Source organism: Achromobacter marplatensis (assembly GCF_002209535.1).
GTDB classification, from domain to species: Bacteria; Pseudomonadota; Gammaproteobacteria; order Burkholderiales; family Burkholderiaceae_B; genus Achromobacter; species Achromobacter marplatensis.
The window spans coordinates 15,613-32,591 of record NZ_NJIG01000029.1 but is presented as its reverse complement, the minus strand read 5'-3'; the positions used below and the strand labels follow the sequence as shown (position 1 = coordinate 32,591).

At 61.2% G+C, this 16,979-nt stretch carries 20 protein-coding genes; 13 read left to right on the top strand and 7 right to left on the bottom strand.

The features are described from left to right. The first annotated feature begins 410 nt into the window (after window positions 1–410). Window positions 411–701: a gamma-glutamylcyclotransferase gene (locus CEY09_RS30815; protein WP_234818441.1), complete on the top strand. Its 291-nt coding sequence runs from the start codon at window positions 411–413 to the stop codon at window positions 699–701. 271 nt (window positions 702–972) lie between these two features. Here CEY09_RS30815 and CEY09_RS30810 read toward each other — a convergent pair whose 3' ends face one another. The 3 genes from CEY09_RS30810 to CEY09_RS30800 form a co-directional block, all read right to left on the bottom strand. Beyond that, a complete protein-coding gene (locus tag CEY09_RS30810) occupies window positions 973–1,611 on the bottom strand; it encodes a CoA transferase subunit B (protein WP_012248168.1) in 639 nt (212 codons plus the stop codon). 12 nt (window positions 1,612–1,623) lie between these two features. Further along, window positions 1,624–2,328: a CoA transferase subunit A gene (locus CEY09_RS30805; RefSeq protein WP_012248167.1), complete on the bottom strand. Its 705-nt coding sequence runs from the start codon at window positions 2,326–2,328 to the stop codon at window positions 1,624–1,626. 114 nt (window positions 2,329–2,442) lie between these two features. Next, window positions 2,443–3,351: a LysR family transcriptional regulator gene (locus CEY09_RS30800; protein WP_050729652.1), complete on the bottom strand. Its 909-nt coding sequence runs from the start codon at window positions 3,349–3,351 to the stop codon at window positions 2,443–2,445. Between the two features lie 175 nt (window positions 3,352–3,526). On the opposite strand from CEY09_RS30800, the gene CEY09_RS30795 reads away from it, so the two are divergent. The 12 genes from CEY09_RS30795 (at window position 3,527) to CEY09_RS30740 (ending at window position 13,785) form a co-directional block, all read left to right on the top strand. Continuing rightward, window positions 3,527–4,342: an enoyl-CoA hydratase/isomerase family protein gene (locus tag CEY09_RS30795; RefSeq protein WP_050729653.1), complete on the top strand. Its 816-nt coding sequence runs from the start codon at window positions 3,527–3,529 to the stop codon at window positions 4,340–4,342. A 14-nt stretch (window positions 4,343–4,356) separates the two neighbouring features. Then, window positions 4,357–5,247: an NAD(P)-dependent oxidoreductase gene (locus tag CEY09_RS30790; RefSeq protein WP_012248164.1), complete on the top strand. Its 891-nt coding sequence runs from the start codon at window positions 4,357–4,359 to the stop codon at window positions 5,245–5,247. 73 nt (window positions 5,248–5,320) lie between these two features. Then, window positions 5,321–6,529, top strand: coding sequence for an ABC transporter substrate-binding protein (locus CEY09_RS30785; protein WP_050729654.1), 1,209 nt, complete (start codon window positions 5,321–5,323; stop codon window positions 6,527–6,529). 49 nt (window positions 6,530–6,578) lie between these two features. Next, on the top strand, window positions 6,579–7,442 hold the full coding sequence (locus tag CEY09_RS30780; RefSeq protein ID WP_088591538.1) for a branched-chain amino acid ABC transporter permease: 864 nt from the start codon (window positions 6,579–6,581) through the stop codon (window positions 7,440–7,442). Further along, a complete protein-coding gene (locus CEY09_RS30775; protein WP_088591536.1) occupies window positions 7,435–8,379 on the top strand; it encodes a branched-chain amino acid ABC transporter permease in 945 nt (314 codons plus the stop codon). The genes CEY09_RS30780 and CEY09_RS30775 overlap by 8 nt, the downstream gene beginning before the upstream one ends. Before the next feature lie 7 nt (window positions 8,380–8,386). Then, window positions 8,387–9,121: an ABC transporter ATP-binding protein gene (locus CEY09_RS30770; protein ID WP_050729656.1), complete on the top strand. Its 735-nt coding sequence runs from the start codon at window positions 8,387–8,389 to the stop codon at window positions 9,119–9,121. Beyond that, window positions 9,111–9,833, top strand: coding sequence for an ABC transporter ATP-binding protein (locus tag CEY09_RS30765; RefSeq protein WP_088591535.1), 723 nt, complete (start codon window positions 9,111–9,113; stop codon window positions 9,831–9,833). Before CEY09_RS30770 ends, CEY09_RS30765 begins: the two co-directional genes overlap by 11 nt. A gap of 46 nt (window positions 9,834–9,879) precedes the next feature. Then, complete coding sequence (locus tag CEY09_RS30760; protein WP_012248158.1) at window positions 9,880–10,641, top strand: SDR family NAD(P)-dependent oxidoreductase; 762 nt, start codon at window positions 9,880–9,882, stop codon at window positions 10,639–10,641. A gap of 15 nt (window positions 10,642–10,656) precedes the next feature. Beyond that, entirely contained in the window at window positions 10,657–10,947 is a 291-nt protein-coding gene (locus CEY09_RS30755; RefSeq protein WP_012248157.1) for a Dabb family protein, read from the top strand. Window positions 10,948–10,986: 39 nt separating this feature from the next. After that, a complete protein-coding gene (locus tag CEY09_RS30750; protein WP_012248156.1) occupies window positions 10,987–12,111 on the top strand; it encodes an NADH:flavin oxidoreductase/NADH oxidase in 1,125 nt (374 codons plus the stop codon). Window positions 12,112–12,190: 79 nt separating this feature from the next. Beyond that, a complete protein-coding gene (locus CEY09_RS30745; protein ID WP_012248155.1) occupies window positions 12,191–12,997 on the top strand; it encodes an IclR family transcriptional regulator in 807 nt (268 codons plus the stop codon). Between the two features lie 20 nt (window positions 12,998–13,017). Further along, entirely contained in the window at window positions 13,018–13,785 is a 768-nt protein-coding gene (locus CEY09_RS30740) for an IclR family transcriptional regulator (RefSeq protein ID WP_223283382.1), read from the top strand. On the opposite strand, the gene CEY09_RS30735 is transcribed toward CEY09_RS30740, so the two are convergent. The 4 genes from CEY09_RS30735 to CEY09_RS30720 all read right to left on the bottom strand — a co-directional run bounded on the left by CEY09_RS30735 (window position 13,782) and on the right by CEY09_RS30720 (window position 16,969). Continuing rightward, window positions 13,782–14,582 (bottom strand): enoyl-CoA hydratase-related protein, encoded by an 801-nt coding sequence (locus CEY09_RS30735; protein WP_088591534.1) that lies wholly within the window; start codon window positions 14,580–14,582, stop codon window positions 13,782–13,784. The genes CEY09_RS30740 and CEY09_RS30735 overlap by 4 nt on opposite strands. Window positions 14,583–14,584: 2 nt before the next feature. Beyond that, the gene (locus CEY09_RS30730) at window positions 14,585–15,373 is read right to left on the bottom strand and encodes an enoyl-CoA hydratase/isomerase family protein (RefSeq protein WP_012248152.1); all 789 of its coding nucleotides are present in this window, start codon (window positions 15,371–15,373) and stop codon (window positions 14,585–14,587) included. A 73-nt stretch (window positions 15,374–15,446) separates the two neighbouring features. Further along, the gene (locus tag CEY09_RS30725; protein WP_050729659.1) at window positions 15,447–16,412 is read right to left on the bottom strand and encodes a Bug family tripartite tricarboxylate transporter substrate binding protein; all 966 of its coding nucleotides are present in this window, start codon (window positions 16,410–16,412) and stop codon (window positions 15,447–15,449) included. 68 nt (window positions 16,413–16,480) lie between these two features. Continuing rightward, entirely contained in the window at window positions 16,481–16,969 is a 489-nt protein-coding gene (locus CEY09_RS30720) for an FAS1-like dehydratase domain-containing protein (RefSeq protein ID WP_012248150.1), read from the bottom strand. Window positions 16,970–16,979: the final 10 nt, after the last annotated feature.

Sequence of the window (16,979 nt, the reverse complement as noted above, 5' to 3'; positions counted from 1 at the left end):
TAAGACCGACGCTTAGGAACCGGCGCTAATTCTGTCTTCGACATGGTGTCCACCTAAAAGTGGTGGACACTATCGAGGACAACGCACGCGCTCAATATGTGTTCGCCGGGCGCTTACGCCCAATTCCTCCTGGCTGATCCCGATCTGACTGACTTGTGCCCAGGAGGTGTGTTTTGACCGCGCTTGGACTGCCACTACTCGAGCAAGGAGATGCCGAAGCCGTAACTCAGGTTCGTCACTGCTGTATTGGAGCAGCGCCTCGGCAATGCCGCCCAGAAAGCGCATCCGCCATAAGCGAACACTTGATTCCGATTGTCAGAACCACTTGAACCGACATTGATAATGCGCCGTAAAATCAGCAACTTGAAAAATGCCTCACTTGAGGCTCAATTGTTGGCGCGGAGCGCCTGGTGTGGATCCGTGAAATGGTGCACGGGCTGTATCGGCCAGTCTGGGCGCAAGCACGTTTGGCGGATGGGCGTCGGGTTTCGGTCATCGCTTTCGTCGCCGAAACGACGCACCCCCAATATCGTGCGACAGATGAACTCAACGCGGTTGCCGCCGATGTCGCCATGGCAAGCGGCCCACTCGGGAGTAATCGTGAATATTTGACTCGTCTGGACGACGCGCTCGCCCGCTGGGGGATCCACGACCCACATGTGAGCGACCTTGTGCAGCGGGTCAAGGTGCGAGTTTGGTAACGGAATGCCAAAAACCACGCGAACTCGGCAATGGGCTGCCAAGCCACCCGCTTAACAAAGCCCCAAGCGCAACCCGATTTCACAGCCGATTGGGCATACTTCCATGCGTTCTGTCGCGACGTTCGAATTCTTCGGACGACTGTTGATGTGCAGCGCGCCAATCGCATCAACAGTCCTGTCTGGGCCGGCTGCCGGAAGGCATCGGTCTAGGCGTGGAGGTCGACTTCGGGACAAAGACGTTCTATCAGTCGCCTCCTCGCGCCTAGATCGGCTATCCTAGTGCAAACACCAGGCGAGGCTCCGACTTTTCCTGCAATGCCTCGCGCGTAACGCCGGGCGCCAGCTCTTTTACAACCAGCCCTTCGTCGGTGATGTCCATCACCGCCAGGTCGGAAATGATCCTGTGCACCACGCTACGACCGGTCAGCGGCAAAGAGCACTGATCCAGAATTTTCATCGCACCGTCACGCGTGTTGTGTTCCATGAGCACAATGACCCGGCGCGCGCCACCAACAAGATCCATGGCCCCGCCCATGCCTTTGACCATCTTGCCGGGGATCATCCAGTTTGCAAGGTCTCCCTGCGCGCTGACCTGCATGGCTCCCAGGATCGTAAGGTCCATATGGCCGCCTCGGATCATGGCGAACGACATGGAAGACGAACAGATGGATGCGCCAGGCGCTGTTGTCACCGTCTGCTTGGCCGCGTCGATAAGGTCCGGGTCGATTTCGTCCTCATAAGGGGGCGGCCCGATGCCGATCAGTCCGTTTTCGGACTGCAACCATACTTGCATGCCGTCAGGCACGTATTGCACCACTTTCGTGGGTAAGCCTATTCCCAGATTCACGTAGTCGCCGTCGTGCAGTTCCTGTGCGGCGCGCGCTGCCATTTGGTCATGTGTCCAAGCCATCGCAAATTCTCCTTACTGCGGCCGTGAACGGAAACTCTTGCGCTCGATGCGCTTTTCCGGGTTGGGTACGACGACGATACGATCGACGAAGATTCCTGGCAGATGCACATCGTCAGGATCGATCTCGCCCTCTTCCACCAGTTCTTCCACTTCGGCGATCGTCACCGCTCCCGCCATTGCCACGTCGGGATTGAAGTTTCGAGCTGTGCGTGCAAAGACAAGGTTGCCTGCTCGATCTGCACGCTTTGCTTTCACCAGCGAGACATCCGGCCGGAGCGCCAACTCCATGATGTAGGTCTGGCCACCGAACTGCCTGGTCTCTTTGCCTTCCTCGACGACAGTGCCGACGCCAGTCCTGGTGAAAAACGCGGGAATTCCGGCGCCGCCTGCGCGCAAACGCTCCGCAAGCGTCCCTTGAGGGTTGAACTCCAGCTCCAGTTCGCCACTCAAGTACTGTCTTTCGAATTCCTTGTTCTCGCCAACGTACGACGCGATCATGCGCTTCACCTGGCGCGACTGCAGTAGTAGCCCCAGACCGAAGTCATCAACGCCAGCGTTGTTGCTGATGCAAGTCAGATTGCCGACGCCGCTGTCACGCATCCCTTCTATCAATGCTGAAGGAATGCCGCACAGGCCGAAACCCCCGACAGCTATCGTTTGGCCGTTCGTGATGACCCCGTCCAGGGCGTCGGCCACATCTCCATATATCTTTCTCATTCTCTAACCGAAGTAAATGGGGTTGAGTGGGTGGTAACCCCCCAGATACTAGGGATTCGATGCGGCCGGAACAATGGATTTGCCGCAACCTTATTGTGCAATTCTGCACAGCGATCAAGCGGACGGGTGGAACAGCTCCGGCTGCGATTCGACCTGTTCACGGATAAATCGCCAAGCGAACTGGTAGCGTTTGATCCGCAGCAGATCTTCGGGCGCCGCAATCCATAAGCTCCGCGTAATGAGGGGCTTATCAGGAAAAACGCTGATGAGGTCGCCGCTATTCACGTTTGCGACATAGGGCGTAAGCAAGACAAGCCCCAGCCCAGCCGCTGCGGCCGAGCGCTGTGCAAGCACGCTGTTCGAGCTGAAACATCGATTCGGTTCCAGGACGAGCTCTTCAAGCACGCGATAGCGCTCACTGACCGAACCATCATGGATGTAGTCCAGGAAATCGTGCTGAGCGACGTCGCTGAGTTCACGTATTGGAGGATGGGCGTCCCGGTAGGCAGGAGAGCAATAAAGGAAGTAGTCGATCTGCGCCAGCTTCGCGACCTTGTATCGCCCCATCTGCGGCGGATCAAGCGTCACCAGGATTTCGACTTCCCTGGTCACAAGGCTGGGGAATTGGGGCTGGGCCATCAGTTCAATGCGCAGTCCGGGATGTTTCTGGCGCAACTGCGCCATCCCCGGGGCAAGCACGTGGATACCAAATGCTTCCGGTGTTCCAACGCGAACATTGCCTTTGATGAAGTCGGCCGCCTCCAGGCTTTCTTCCACAGCGGCCAACAGCGCGCTTTCCATTTTTTCCGCGTGAGGAATCAGCGCATGGCCAGCATCGGTCAGCGAATAGCCGCTGCGGCGTCGGTCAAACAAGACCACGCGCAAGGTCGCTTCCAGCCGGTCGATCCGCCGCGAAACAGTGGAGTGCTCGATCCCGAGCTTCTCCCCCGCATCGGAGATCGTGCCCAGCCGTGCGACAGCCAGAAAAACTTTGAGGTCGTTCCATTCGGGGTGCGTATCCATGGCTCATTGTGCATCAGCGCACACTAAGGGTGCAACGGTGGTCTTTGATAAAGCAAGTGCGGATCGCACAATTGCGCCAGCAGTTACGCAGAAAGGCACGCGTCATATCGGCGCAGAAGAACGCGGACGGCCGACAAACGGCCGCCCAATCACGTACCTGAAGTTGGAGTCGAGGATGACAGAAAACCTTCGTTATCAGAACTACACGGCGATTGAATTCGACCGTCCGCTTGACCGTGTTCTGCGCCTGACGCTGAACAACCCCGAGCGCATGAATTCCCTGGATTCCCGGGGGCACGCCGAACTGGCGGAGGTATGGCGCGAGATCGACACCGATCCCGAGGTCAGCGCCGTGATCATCCGCGGAGCCGGGCGTGCGTTCTCGGCTGGTGGTGATTTCCGCATGCTCGAAGAGATCAACGACGATTTCAAGGCCAGGGCCCGTGTCTGGCGAGAAGCCCGAGACCTGGTCTACAACATCATCAACTGTTCGAAACCTATCGTCTCCGCCATTCATGGCCCGGCGGTGGGCGCGGGTCTGGTGGCGGCTCTGCTGGCCGACATCTCGATTGCAGCGAAATCGGCCCGCATTGTGGACGGCCACACCAAGCTGGGCGTCGCCGCAGGCGACCATGCGGCCATCATCTGGCCCTTGCTTTGCGGGATGGCCAAGGCCAAATACCACCTGATGTTGTGCGAACCCGTGAGCGGCGCGCAGGCCGAAGCGCTGGGTCTCGTGTCGTTGTGCGTTGAGGACGACGCGCTTCAAGACAAAGCCCTTGAGATCGCCGGGAAGCTCGCGGCAGGCGCGCCGGGTGCGATGCGGTGGACCAAGTACGCCCTGAACAATTGGCTGCGTCAGGCCGGACCCATTTTCGATACCTCGCTGGCGCTGGAGTTCATGGGCTTCGGAAGCCCCGAGGCGCGGGAGGGAGTGAGCGCATTGCAAGAGCGCCGCGCTCCCCGGTTCGACCTGGACCTGGGTGTCTAGGCGGAGCAGCGCTCATGAAATCCATCAAAACAGTCGCCTTCATCGGCGCCGGCAACATGGGTGCGCCAATGGCGCGCTGCGTTCGGCGTGGAGGTTTTGACCTCATCATCTGCGACCGCAGTGCCGCCGTACGCGAGAGCTTTGCCCGTGAAGGCGTCGCCACAACTTCTGAAGTGAAGGATTGCGCTGGAGCGGACGCGATCATTGTGCTGCTCGCCAATGACGCTCAAATTACAGACGCCCTGCTTGGCGACGGCGGACTGGTTCACGCCATTCCCAGCGGCCACCAGCCCATCGTGTGCATGATGAGCACCACGCTGCCCGCTACCCTGCGCACGCTGGAGGCGCCGCTCGCTGTAGCCGGCGCCCACCTGCTCGACGCGCCGGTGAGCGGCGGCGTCGTGGGCGCACAAGAAGGAACGCTCACGATCATGGTGGGCGGAGCCGTATCCGACGCCGAACTGGCCAGGCCATTGATGCAGGCTATGGGTAGCCGAATTTTCCACTGCGGCGCGTTGGGATCTGCGCAGGTCGCCAAGATCATCAACAACATGGTCTGCGTGGCAAATATCTATTTGACCGCTGAAGCCATCGAACTGGCTCAGGCGCATGGCGTTTCCCTTGAGAGCTTCGCGCCCATCCTGGACGTCAGTACCGGAAGGAACTTTCTGACTGCCAACGCGGCCCTGGGCCGCGCGCAATTCCGCGCGTGGTCGCCGACGGAAGACGCCTACCCGGACATCCACCGAATCGTCGCGAAGGATCTGCACCTGGCCTTGGCACTGAGCGAGCAGGCAGGCATTGCGCCCGGACTGCTCAAGCAGGTGTCGAGTTACGTGGACAACCACGGCCCCAACGAAGCCACGCGCTGGACCAGCGCCGGACGTACACCTCAGTCGGGCTAAAGACATACCGGGAATCCGGTAAAAGCCGGCACGCGCCGGGAATCACTACACCTATAAATACGGAGAAGACAAGATGAAGAACCTCAACTGCGTTCTTACGGCTGTGACTTTGGCGACGGCGTCGCTCACGTCCGGCGCCGCATTCGGACAGGACACCAAGACCTTGATATTGGGCGTATCCGCGCCGATGTCAGGCGCCGCTGCAACGTGGGGGCTTGGACAGGAATGGACCGCCAAGCAGGCCGCCAAGGAAATCAATGACGCCGGCGGCGTGAAGATCGGCGGCACCACCTATAAATTTGAAGTCCGTGCCTACGACAACAAATACAACGCCGCGGAAGGGACCAAGGTCGCGCAGAACATCGTGAATCGCGACAAATCCCGCTACGTGGTCGGCAGCATCGGCACCGCGCCGATTCTGGCTTTGCAGTCGCTCACCGAGCGGAACCAGGTCATTCTGTTCACCTCGGCCTGGGGCAAGACCGTCAAGGGACCAACCAAGCCCTACACCTTGACCCAATCGACCACGCCGTTCGAAATCCTGGAACCCCTGTATGCCTACGTAAAGGCCAAACACGGCTCCATCAAGACCGTTGCCATGCTCAATCCCAACGACGCGACCGGCAAGGAGACCGAACCGGTCGCCCAGAAGGCTTGGGAAAAGCTTGGCGTGAAGGTGGTGTCAGTCAACTGGTACGAACGCGGCACCACGCAATTCCAGCCCATTGCGCAAAAACTCGCGGCGGTGATGCCGGACGTCATTGACCTGGGCGTTGCTCCCCCGGCCGATGCAGGCGTGCTCTTCCGCGAACTGGCCGTACTCGGATGGGACGGTGTCAAGGTTCAGCCGGTGGGCACGGGGGCAGCGCAGCTCGTGGACATTGGCGGTCAAGCAGCTAACGGGGTGTACATGGGCTTTTCGGGCGATTACGCCGGACAGCAGGCAACCAGCAAGCAACGTGAGCTCAACGAAGGCATGAAAAAGGCCGTCGGGGAATCACTCAACCCGCTGCAGCTCGCACCCTACGACTCTGTGTACGCCCTCAAGGCGGGCATGGAAGCCGCGCAAAGCATCGAACCTGCCGAGATTCTGAAGGTCATGCCCAAGATCGTCTTTGACACGTCGTACGGCAAGACGGCGTTCGGTGGCGAGGCGACCTACGGTTCGCCTCAGCAGATGCTCATCCCGGTCATGATCACGCAGATTCAAGACGGAAAGCTCGTGGAAGTTGAGCGCGTGGTGCCGGAAGAGCTGCAAAAGCGCCTGGCGCAAGGCAAGTAATCAGAACGCTGGACGGCGATAAGTCGGGGGAGACAAGTTGGACGTTTACATGCAATTAATCATGAACAGTATGCAGATCGCCGCGGCGTACATCCTGTTCTCGTTGGGCTTGACGCTGATCTTCGGCGTCATGCGAATCGTCAACTTCGCACACGGAGAGTTCTTTACGCTGCCGCTGCTGGTGATGGGAGTGACAGTCCCGTTCCTGATCAGCGAGCAGTTGCCGCTTTTTGCGTCCTATGCGCTGAGCGGAGTGCTTGGGATCGCCTTGACGCTGCTACTGGGGGGGGTGATCTACAAGTTCGCCCTCCAGCGGTTCCAGCGCGACATGACCGGCTCCTTTGTGGTGTCGGTCGGCCTCTCGCTGTTGCTGCAAGGCATATTCCTGGAATCCTTCGGCGGCGTTCCCAACAAGCTCCCCGCGCTGGTCGAAGGAACGGTGAACATCATGGGCGCCTACATCACCATCCAGCGCCTGATCATCACCTGCTGCGCACTGCTGGTGGCCGCTCTCATGTGCTGGACCATCGCGTCAAGCCGTCTGGGAAAGGCACTGCGCGCGGTCTCGGAAGACCATGAGGCTGCGATGCTGCAGGGCATCCCGTACCGACGGATCGCCCTGGCCGGCTTTTTCATCGCGACCTCGCTCGCGGCGATCGCCGCAGTACTGCTATCGCCCGTGACCGTTTCCAGCCCGATCATCGGCAGCGACTATCTCATCCGGGGTTTCATCGCGATCGTCATCGGCGGGCTGGGCAGCATACCCGGCGCAATCCTGGGCAGCCTGCTGATCGCCGTCATCGAAAGCCTGGGCGGCTACTACTTCGATCCCACCTGGGCCACGATCACGATGTTCGTCCTGACCATGTTTGTACTTCTCGTTCGTCCGAAGGGAATTCTCGGCAATGGCTAAATCGCTACTCACCCCTGCAATCGCCTCGGTCGGCCTGGTGGCGATCGCCGCCAGCCTGCTTCAGGGCGGCGGCCTGGCCGCCAGCCTGGTCCTGTGGCTGGCCGTCAACGTGCTGATTACCGCCAGCTTCCGCTTTGTCACCTTGATCGGTGAACTGAATTTTGCCGTCGCCGGCTTTGTGGGCCTAGGCGCCTATATGGCGGGTGTCGGGAGCGTCACGTTCAACTGGCCCTTCCTGCTCACGCTGGTGGCAAGCGCAGTCTTCGCCGGCCTGATCAGCCTTGTGTTCGGCTACATCACGCTGCGCGCCAAGGGCCCCTATTTCATGCTGATCGGCTTCGCTTTCACCGAAGTGATCCGCATGATCTACACCAAGACCGAAGCCATCGGAGGGAGCTCCGGCATGGTGGGTATCTTTCCGCCGGCCTACCTGGACGGCTACTTGCCCGCCCTGGTCGTCGCCGTGGTGCTCGCACTGCTCTGGGCGCTCTGGTTCATCGAGAAATCCGATTTCGGCAAAGTCCTTGTGGCCATCCGCAATAACGACGCCATCGTCGAGACCGTCGGCATCAACGTGCATCTGACCAAGGTGCTGTGCCTGGGTGTTTCTTCGTTCGTTGCCGGCATTGCCGGTGCGCTACTGGCTTACTCGAACAACGTCATCAGTCCGGGGGATTTTGGCTTCCTGCTGGCGGTATACGCGCTGGCCTATCTGAAGGTGGGCGGCGAATCCCACATCCTGGGCGCGGTCGTCGGCGCCATCGTTTTGACGCTGCTCGGCCAGTTCGCCCTGAGCTTCGGCCCCTACGAGCACATCTTCTACGGAGCCGCCATCGTGATCTCGGTGCTGCTGATGCCGGGGGGCCTGATCGGCCTGGGCCGCCACCTCAACAAGCGCGCGCCTGGGCTGACTGCCGCGGCGAAGCCCCACGCCTGAGGTCTTCATGGAAAACCAAGTACTACTTAAAGTCGATGGCCTGAGCCGCCGCTTTGGCGGCCTGGTGGCAATCAAGGATTTGAGCTTCGAAGTCCGCAAAGGAGAAATCCTTGGACTCATCGGCCCCAATGGCGCCGGCAAAAGCACCACGTTCAACGTGGTAAGCGGCTACTACAAGCCGTCTGGCGGCAAGCTGACCTTCATGGGCCAGGACATCACCGGCCAGAGCGCCGCCCGGATCTCCCGGCAGGGCCTGGTCCGCACGTTCCAGCACGACAGCATGCTGCGCGACATGACCGTCTACGACAACATCGTCGTCGGTACGTTCGCGACGATGCGCCATAAAGCTGAACGGGACGCACGCGTACGAGAAACCGCGGCGCTTATGGGCCTGTCGGAAGTCCTGAGCGAAGTTGCGGGGAACCTTTCGCACGGCCTGCAGCGCCTGGTCAGCATCGCCATCGCTTTCGCCGCCCGGCCAAGCCTGCTCTGCCTGGACGAACCGTTGACCGGTCTGAACCAGACCGAGGCATCGTCAGTGTTGGCGATCTTCCGCAGGATGCGCGAGGAGTACGGCGTTTCGATGCTGCTTGTGGAACACAACATGAAGGCGGTCATGGATATCTGCGATCGCATCGTGGTGCTGGACTATGGCGTGTTTCTAGCCACCGGTACCCCGGCCGAGATCCAGCGGGATCCGCGCGTGATTTCGGCCTATCTGGGGAAGCGGCATGAACAATAACGAAAATGTGCTCGACGTCGAGCGACTGTCGGTGATGTATGGCATCGTGCCGGCGGTGAGCGCGGCGAGCTTCACGGTGAAGCGGGGATCCATCTCCACCATCGTCGGTTCCAATGGCGCCGGAAAATCGACCATCATGAAGGCCTTGACCGGCCTGGTCGCGCCCTCTTCCGGACGTGTCCGCCTTTATGGAGAAGACATCACCGGACTGGCACCCGATGCCCTCGTCTCCAGGGGCCTCGTCCTGGTGCCCGAAGGCCGGCGCCTGTTCAAAGCCATGACGGTAGGGGAAAACCTGGAACTGGGCGCCTACCGCGAGAAAAGCAAGAATGCCATTCAGCAGGGAATGGCAGACGTGCTGGAACGCTTTCCCGCTCTGAAGACAAGGCTCAAGTCACCGGCGGGTAGTCTCAGTGGCGGCCAGCAACAGATGGTTGCTGTCGGCCGCGCCCTGATGGCCAAGCCGCGGCTACTGCTGCTTGACGAGCCCACAATCGGGCTTGCGCCCGCCATCGTCGACACCATCGCCCAGATCATCCAGGACATCGCGGCGGAAGGCGTGGATGTGATGCTTGTGGAACAGAACGCAGAGATGGCACTGGAGATTGCGACCCACGCCTTCATCCTCGAGCGCGGTGAGATTCAGTTGCAAGGCCTGGCGTCGGAGCTGGCCAGCAGTGAATCGGTGCGCAAAGCCTATCTGGGCATTTGACCCCCACGCATCCCTCATCCACTTATCCGTTTTTTGCGAGGTATTTATGCATCGACTCGAAGGAAAAGTCGCCTTCATCACGGGCGGCGGCGCCGGTATCGGCTGTGCCAGCGCATTGCTATTCGCCCAGGAAGGCGCCCAGGTCGTTATCGCCGAGCGTGACACCGCCGCGGGCGAGCAGACCGCCGCCATCGTCGAAAAATCGACGGGCCGCCCTGCCCGCTTCATCCACACCGACGTCACCGAACCCGAAAGCCTGGAGGCGGCCGTCAAACGGACCGTGGCGGAGTTCGGACGATTTGACGTGCTGTACAACAATGCCGGAGGCTCGACCGTGCGCGACAGCCGCGTGACGGACGCTCCGGTGGACGAGTTCTGGTCCAAGATGAAACTCGACCTGTTTGGCACCTGGTTGGGATGCCGCTACGGCATCCAGGCCATGATGGACGCGGGGAACGGCGGGTCCGTCATCAACAGCACATCCATCTTTGCCCTGATCGGCACTCACGGCAAGGACGCCTACACGGCGGCCAAGGGCGCAGTCAGCGCGCTGACCCGGTCGATGGCTGTGGAATATGCACAGTACCGAATTCGCGTGAATGCGGTGGCTCCCGGAGCGACGGCGACAGAGCGCGTGCTAAAGCTGCTGAAAGACGATGGCGTCACCAGCAAATCGCTGGACGGCCAGCTTTTTGGGCTGGTGCAGCCCGAAGATATCGCCCACGCCGCGTTGTATCTGGCTTCCGACGAGTCCCGCTCCACGACCGGCCACATCCTCGCCGTCGACGGCGGGTTGACCATTTCCTGATCGATCGGAGCCATCATGTTTCGACATATTGTCATGCTCAGCTTCAACGCCCCGCTCACCAGAGAAGACCACGAAGACATCGTCGGCATGTGCCAGACGATCAAGAAAGAGATCCCGGGTATCCTGGACCTGCGCATTGCCACCAATGCGTCGGATCGCGCCCATTCCTACACCCACGCATTCGTGGCGGACTTCGTGGACTCAGCCGCCCACGACCACTACCAGCAGGCTCCCGCCCACGTGCCGCTGAAGCAGAAAGTCGCGGCACTAAGCCGGCAGCTCATCGTGCTGGACTACGAAGCCTGATCCTCCGCCATGACACAACGATCCGAAACGAGGAACCTCATGCGGGACACCAAACTGTTTACCCCGTTCAAACTGCGCGGCGTCGAGTTGCCCAATCGCGTACTCATCTCTCCGATGAGCCAGTACTCCGCCATCGACGGACTGGTCCAGGACTGGCACCGGTTCCATACCGCCGGCCTGGCCCGGGGCGGACCCGGCAGCGCAATGATTGAAGTCGCGGCTGTCACCCGCGATGGCCGGGGAACCCTTGGCGACCTGGGAATCTGGAGCGATGAGCAGATCCCAGGACTTGCGGAACTAGCACGCATCATGACCACGCACGGCGTGGTGCCGTCGATTCAGATCGGTCATGCCGGCCGCAAGGCAAGCACGGGCAGGCCCTGGGAAGGCAATCGGCCGTTGGCACTGTCTTCGGAAGATCAGGCCTGGGAGACCACGGCGCCCTCTTCCGTGCCGGTACAGGAAGGCTGGCCCGTGCCTCGCGAACTTGAGGCCAGCGAACTGGCTGGCATCGGCGCCAGCTTCCGCGACGCGACAGTCCGCGCAGTCAGCGCGGGATACCGGTTTGTCGAAATTCACGCCGCGCATGGCTACCTGCTGCACAGCTTTCTTTCGCCCGTCACCAACAAGCGGCAGGACGAGTATGGCGGGTCGCTAGAGAACCGGATGCGCTTTCCCCTTCAGGTCGCGGCCGCCGTCCGGGACGCCCTGCCCTCCGACATTCCGGTATCTGTGCGGATATCGGCCGTCGACGGTATTGAGGGCGGGTGGCAGTTGTCAGACAGCATCTTGTTTTCCCGCGAATTGAAAGCACTGGGCGTTGATCTGATCGACTGTTCATCCGGTGGCATACAGGCGCCTGCCACGGCGGGACAAGGTCCGCAGGCCGTCAAGCGCGGGCCGGGGTTCCAGGTTCCCTTTGCGCAGGCGGTCAAGCAGGAGGCTGGCATCGGGACGATCGCAGTGGGGTTGATCGTTGATCCGGAGCAGGCCGAGGCGATTCTGGTTGGGGATAAGGCCGATTTGGTGGCTGTCGGGCGGGAGGCCCTTCTCAATCCGAATTGGCCCCTGCACGCCCGCTTGGCTCTGCAGGCCGATCCAGAGTTTCTGGCTTGGCCAGAACAATACGGCTGGTGGCTAAAGCGTCGTCCGAAGGTCTTTTAGGGAGCGTTCGACGGTTAAACCAAGCCCATATCACGGGGCTTGCCTGTAGAATCGAGTCTAATTTCATTTTGATGACTCGATGAATACATCCGCTGATTCGTACTCCGAAAAGCCAGGCATTCGCCAAGTCCGGGTGCTGTCGCGCGGGTTGACCGTTCTCTCGGCGTTCGAACCGAACAATGACTGGTTGAGCAACTCCGAAATCGCGGCGCTCACCGGCCTGCCCAAGCCGACAGTATCCCGCCTCACGGCCAATCTGCTGGAAGCAGAATACCTGCAATATTCGGCCCAGCGAGCCGCCTATCGCCTAGGCGCGGCCGTGCTTGCGCTTGGGTTCATCGCGGCCTCGCACCGGGACTTTGTCATGCTAGCGAGGCCGCTGATGCAGCAGTTCGCCGACCAGCATCAGGTCTCCGTCGTGCTCGCCTCACCCGATGCCAGCAGCATGGTCTGCAACGAGGTTGCTCATAGCCGAGACATGATTTTCACCTTGCGGGTGCGCGCCGGTTCGCGCCTTCGCATTGACCGCTCGGCCCTGGGCAGGGCACTGGTCGGCGCAATGGGCGATGCCGAACGCACGGCATTCCTCGAAAAGCTTGGCACGGCTGACCCGCAAGCTTGGGAGCTCTTGAGCCGCGAAGTGCCGACCGCCATTTCTCAAATGGCGAGCGACGGCTATTGCATCGCGGCCGGCACCCTTGAGGCCGGCACCAACGGCGCCGCAGTGGTCGTCGACACGCCAGAAGGTCCACACACCTATGCCCTGGGCTGCGCCGCACCGTCGAATTCCCTGGAGTTGCCGCGGCTGAAGCAGGAAGTTATCCCGGACCTGCTCGCCCTCAAAAACCGACTTGAAGCCGAACTCAGCAATATGCAGGCGGAATAATAATGGTACGGACTCGCCAATTGACACCGGGCACGCCGCGCGACGACGCCCAGGTGGATTCGCTGCGTCGGGGCCTGGAGGTGCTGCGTCTGTTCGACCTGCGCCACCGCAAACTCACGCTGGCAGACATCGCTCGCAAACTTGAGCTGTCCCGCCCGACGACCGAAAAGCTCGTCCAGACGTTGCAGGCCCAGCATTTTCTCCAGGCCACAGGCGACAGCTACGAACCCCATATTGCCTGCCTGGCGCTGGGTCGAGCTGCCAAGAAGGGTCTGGCGGTTGGCCAGGCAGCCAGGCCGCTTATGCGCGAGCTGTCGCAGCGCTTCGGCGTCCATGTCACGCTGAGCACGCGCGACCGGCTGCATATGCTGGTAGTCGAGCACTGCGTTCCCGCCGGCCGGGTACAGCTGGGCCTGACTAGCGGCGCTCGTTTTCCTATGGCCGTCTCGGCCTCCGGCCGCGCCTACCTATGGGGACGACCGAAGGAACAACGCGATGAATTACTCCGCATGATCGAGGCTGACGCGCCCTCCGGCGTGTCGCGACCGCTCGACGAAGTCTACGCCGCGTTCCGAGATCTGGAAAAAACGGGCTGGTGTTACCTGGCCGCGCCCGTGGCCACGCACACCGCCTCCATCGCCACCCCGGTAAAGGCGGGCTCGGAGTTCGCCCTGGCCGCCATGGCCGTGAGTGTGGATGTCACGGAAGCGGTGTTGCGGGGCCAGGTTGCAGCGTCGCTGCTGGCCATCGCCGAGCGTATCGCCCTAGCCGCCGAAGACGAAGACTAACGAGGTTTCCCCAGGGCGCCAACCGCGTCGCGCACCGCCCGCAGGTGGTCTTCAGATGCGTGTGCGATCGCTTGAAATGCGGCCACCACGTCCAGATGAGTTGCCAGTGTGTGCTGTTCGGCGTCTCGCAGCAGGCGTTTGTGCATGCGCAACGCCGCGGAAGGATGCCGCGCAATCTTCCGCGCCAATTGCGCGGCGCGCTGGCCCAGCCGATCGTCCGGCGCCACATCCGACACGAGACCGATGCGTAGCGCCTCCCGGGCATCGATGGACTCCGCGGTGAAAGCCAGTTCCATGGCCTTGGAACGGCCAACGAGCCGCGGCAACATCCAGGCTCCACCATCGCCAGCCACAATGCCAAGGCGGGCAAAACTGACCGAAAAGCGCGCGCTCTCTGCGGCGATCCGGATATCGCAAAAGCACGCCAGATCGCAGCCCACCCCGTAGGCCGCGCCATTCACTGCAGCAATGGTCGGAACATCCGCTTCGGCCAGCGCTGCTGGCAATTGGTGCACGGTTTCGCGGTAGCGCGCTTGCACCTGGGCAACGTCCCCGGCGGAAAACCCCTCTCGTTCCGCCATGTGCCGCAGATCTCCGCCCGCGCAAAACGCCTTCCCCGCTCCCGTGATGAGCAGGACACGAACCGCCGGATCCGCATTGGCCCTGCGCACGTGCGCAGCCAATTCAAGGAACTGCGAACCATCAGAGAAGCGATTGAGTGTGTCGGGATGGTTTAGCGTGAGCGTGACGACGCCGTCATCGTCGTCGCGCCGGACAAAAGCCGAAGCGCCGTCCATCGTCACGCCCCGATCCAGCGCGGCGCCCTTTTCTCGGCGAAGGCCCGAGGCCCCTCGATTGCGTCAGCGCTCGAATAAACGCGCTCATGGTACCGGCAGGCCGCCTCCAGACCGCGCTCGCAGCCAAGGTCCATTGCCGCCCCGATGCTCTTCTTGGCTGCCCAGACGGTAAGCGGCGCATTGTTGGCGATGGTGCGCGCTATAGCCTGGGCCCGCTCGCGCACGGCATCGGGCGCGGCCTCAACATAGTTCACGAAACCTAATTGGTAAAAGCGCTCGATGGGATGCATCTCGCCGGTAAGCATGAGTTCCATCATGAAGGGCTGCGGAAGCATCCACAGCATGGGCACTCCCCAGGGCGACCCTCGCCCCACCTTGGCCTCGGAGATGCCGCCGAGGGTCCCCTGCAAGCCGATCCGGATATCGCTGTTTGCAGCCAAGACCATACCCCCGGCGGTGAAGTGGCCCGTCATGGCGGCGATGATCGGCTTGGGAACCTGGCGCATGCGTTGGTGGAAGGGATCCCGCAGCATCTCCAGCATGTCCTTGCCGGTTTCGGCGCGCACCTGGGCGGCCTCCTTAAGATCCATGCCGGCAGAGAACACGCCGCAGTCGGCGGAGGTCAGGATCACCACTCGCACGGCGTCGTCGCGTTCGACCTCGTCCCACAGATCCAGCAGGCGCTCGCAGATAGCGATGGACAACGCGTTGCGCTGAGCCGGGCGGTCTATGCAGATCGTGGCGATGCCGTCTTGCACGGAGTACAGAACAGGGGCGTCGGGTTTATTCATGATGCAGGGCGACTCGCTAATCAGGAAAATCAAGGAAGTACATGCCGCGCGCGAACGGCGCGCGGCCCGATACTCATTCAGGTTTGATGCCCGCGGCCTGGGTCAACTTGCCGTAGTGCGCACTCTCCTCGGCAATGTATTTTCCGAACGCCTGGGGCGCCATGGGCGGCAGCAATTCATAGCCTGTGCCATCGATCTGCTTACGTACCTCCGGCTGCTCAAGCGCGCCGGTGATTTCCCGATTGAGCTTGTCAATGATCTCAGGCGGCGTTCCCTTTGGCGCGAATAATCCGTTCCAGTTTCCGATCTCGAAGCCTGGCAACGCCTCCTTCATAGCGGGCACGCCGGGAAGTTTGTCCGACCGGGCCGGGGTGATGGCCAAGGGCTTGAGCTTGCCCGAGGTCATGTAGGCCAGGCCAGTCGAAAAATCGATGAACATCATTTGTGTCTGCCCACCCAACAGTTCGGACACGGCCTGGCCATAAGCCTTGTAAGGAATCTCCGAGATATCGGTATGCGTCATCACGCGAAACGTACTGCCGGTGATGCGCGTGGTGCTGTTGGCGTAGGGAAACGAGAGCTTGCCCGGGTTGGCCTTCGCATAGGCGATGAGTTCCGCCACGGAACTGACCGGCACGGACGGATTGACGACCAACGCATGCGGCACGCCGCCGACGATGGCGACTGGCGCGAAATCCTTCAGACCGTCATAAGACACGTTCTTGAAGAAATATTTGTTCGCTACCTGAGTAGTGTTAGTGCCGAACAGCAGGGTGTAGCCATCCGGCTGCGCGCGCGCCACATACTCGCTGCCGATCATACCGGTGGCGCCCGGACGATTCTGCACGATCAGCGGCTGCCCCAGTCGCTTGGAAAGCGAGTCAGACAGCACACGGGCCACTGCATCGGTAGGACTGCCCGCAGCGAACGGAACAACGACCGTAATAGGTTTCTCGGGAAAGGCGGAGGCAGGCGCCGCTACTGCGCCCTGGGCGCACACGGTTAACGCTAGCAACCCGAAAAGCAGGGAAAATTTCATTGATGTCTCCTTGAGTGAAACGGGGCCGTCTACGCGTCCCTCGTGTGAAAAATTTGTGGGGCTTCGAGCTACGGGCGGGTTTTGACCATACGCAGGGGGTTATAGGTAAGCACCACCTCCCCTCGCTGGTTGACCACCCGATTTGAGGTCCGCACCAGGCCGCGCTCTGACTTGCTAGTCCCCCGGGCTTCGACCACTTCGCACTCGACATGGATGGTGTCGCCTGCGTTCGTGGGCCGGTGGACCTTGATATCCGCCTCCATGAACGCCATGCCGGTGCGCTGCATCGTGCTCTGCATCAACAGCCCTTCGGCCATGCAGAAAACAAGCGAACCAGGAGCCGGACGCGAGCCGATGATGGATTGCGACGCGACATAGTCCAGATTGGTGAACATTTCCTCCACCATGCCCACCGTACCGATGAACAGAGTGATGTCGGCCTCCGTAATCGTGCGGCCCAAGGTGCGAAAGCGGTAGCCGGGCTCGACGTCGTCCCAGTAAAAGCCCAGGCCCAGCACCTCCAGCCCGTTCTCGTCCACGTTGATTGATCTGCGCATACTGTCTTCT

Coding starts and splice junctions, on each gene's coding strand:
- CEY09_RS30810 (WP_012248168.1), bottom strand. CDS start 1,611: ATGGCTTGGACACATGACCAAATGGCAGCGCGCGCCGCACAGGAACTG.
- CEY09_RS30805 (WP_012248167.1), bottom strand. CDS start 2,328: ATGAGAAAGATATATGGAGATGTGGCCGACGCCCTGGACGGGGTCATC.
- CEY09_RS30800 (WP_050729652.1), bottom strand. CDS start 3,351: ATGGATACGCACCCCGAATGGAACGACCTCAAAGTTTTTCTGGCTGTC.
- CEY09_RS30795 (WP_050729653.1), top strand. CDS start 3,527: ATGACAGAAAACCTTCGTTATCAGAACTACACGGCGATTGAATTCGAC.
- CEY09_RS30790 (WP_012248164.1), top strand. CDS start 4,357: ATGAAATCCATCAAAACAGTCGCCTTCATCGGCGCCGGCAACATGGGT.
- CEY09_RS30785 (WP_050729654.1), top strand. CDS start 5,321: ATGAAGAACCTCAACTGCGTTCTTACGGCTGTGACTTTGGCGACGGCG.
- CEY09_RS30780 (WP_088591538.1), top strand. CDS start 6,579: ATGCAATTAATCATGAACAGTATGCAGATCGCCGCGGCGTACATCCTG.
- CEY09_RS30775 (WP_088591536.1), top strand. CDS start 7,435: ATGGCTAAATCGCTACTCACCCCTGCAATCGCCTCGGTCGGCCTGGTG.
- CEY09_RS30770 (WP_050729656.1), top strand. CDS start 8,387: ATGGAAAACCAAGTACTACTTAAAGTCGATGGCCTGAGCCGCCGCTTT.
- CEY09_RS30765 (WP_088591535.1), top strand. CDS start 9,111: ATGAACAATAACGAAAATGTGCTCGACGTCGAGCGACTGTCGGTGATG.
- CEY09_RS30760 (WP_012248158.1), top strand. CDS start 9,880: ATGCATCGACTCGAAGGAAAAGTCGCCTTCATCACGGGCGGCGGCGCC.
- CEY09_RS30755 (WP_012248157.1), top strand. CDS start 10,657: ATGTTTCGACATATTGTCATGCTCAGCTTCAACGCCCCGCTCACCAGA.
- CEY09_RS30750 (WP_012248156.1), top strand. CDS start 10,987: ATGCGGGACACCAAACTGTTTACCCCGTTCAAACTGCGCGGCGTCGAG.
- CEY09_RS30745 (WP_012248155.1), top strand. CDS start 12,191: ATGAATACATCCGCTGATTCGTACTCCGAAAAGCCAGGCATTCGCCAA.
- CEY09_RS30735 (WP_088591534.1), bottom strand. CDS start 14,582: ATGGACGGCGCTTCGGCTTTTGTCCGGCGCGACGACGATGACGGCGTC.
- CEY09_RS30730 (WP_012248152.1), bottom strand. CDS start 15,373: ATGAATAAACCCGACGCCCCTGTTCTGTACTCCGTGCAAGACGGCATC.
- CEY09_RS30725 (WP_050729659.1), bottom strand. CDS start 16,412: ATGAAATTTTCCCTGCTTTTCGGGTTGCTAGCGTTAACCGTGTGCGCC.
- CEY09_RS30720 (WP_012248150.1), bottom strand. CDS start 16,969: ATGCGCAGATCAATCAACGTGGACGAGAACGGGCTGGAGGTGCTGGGC.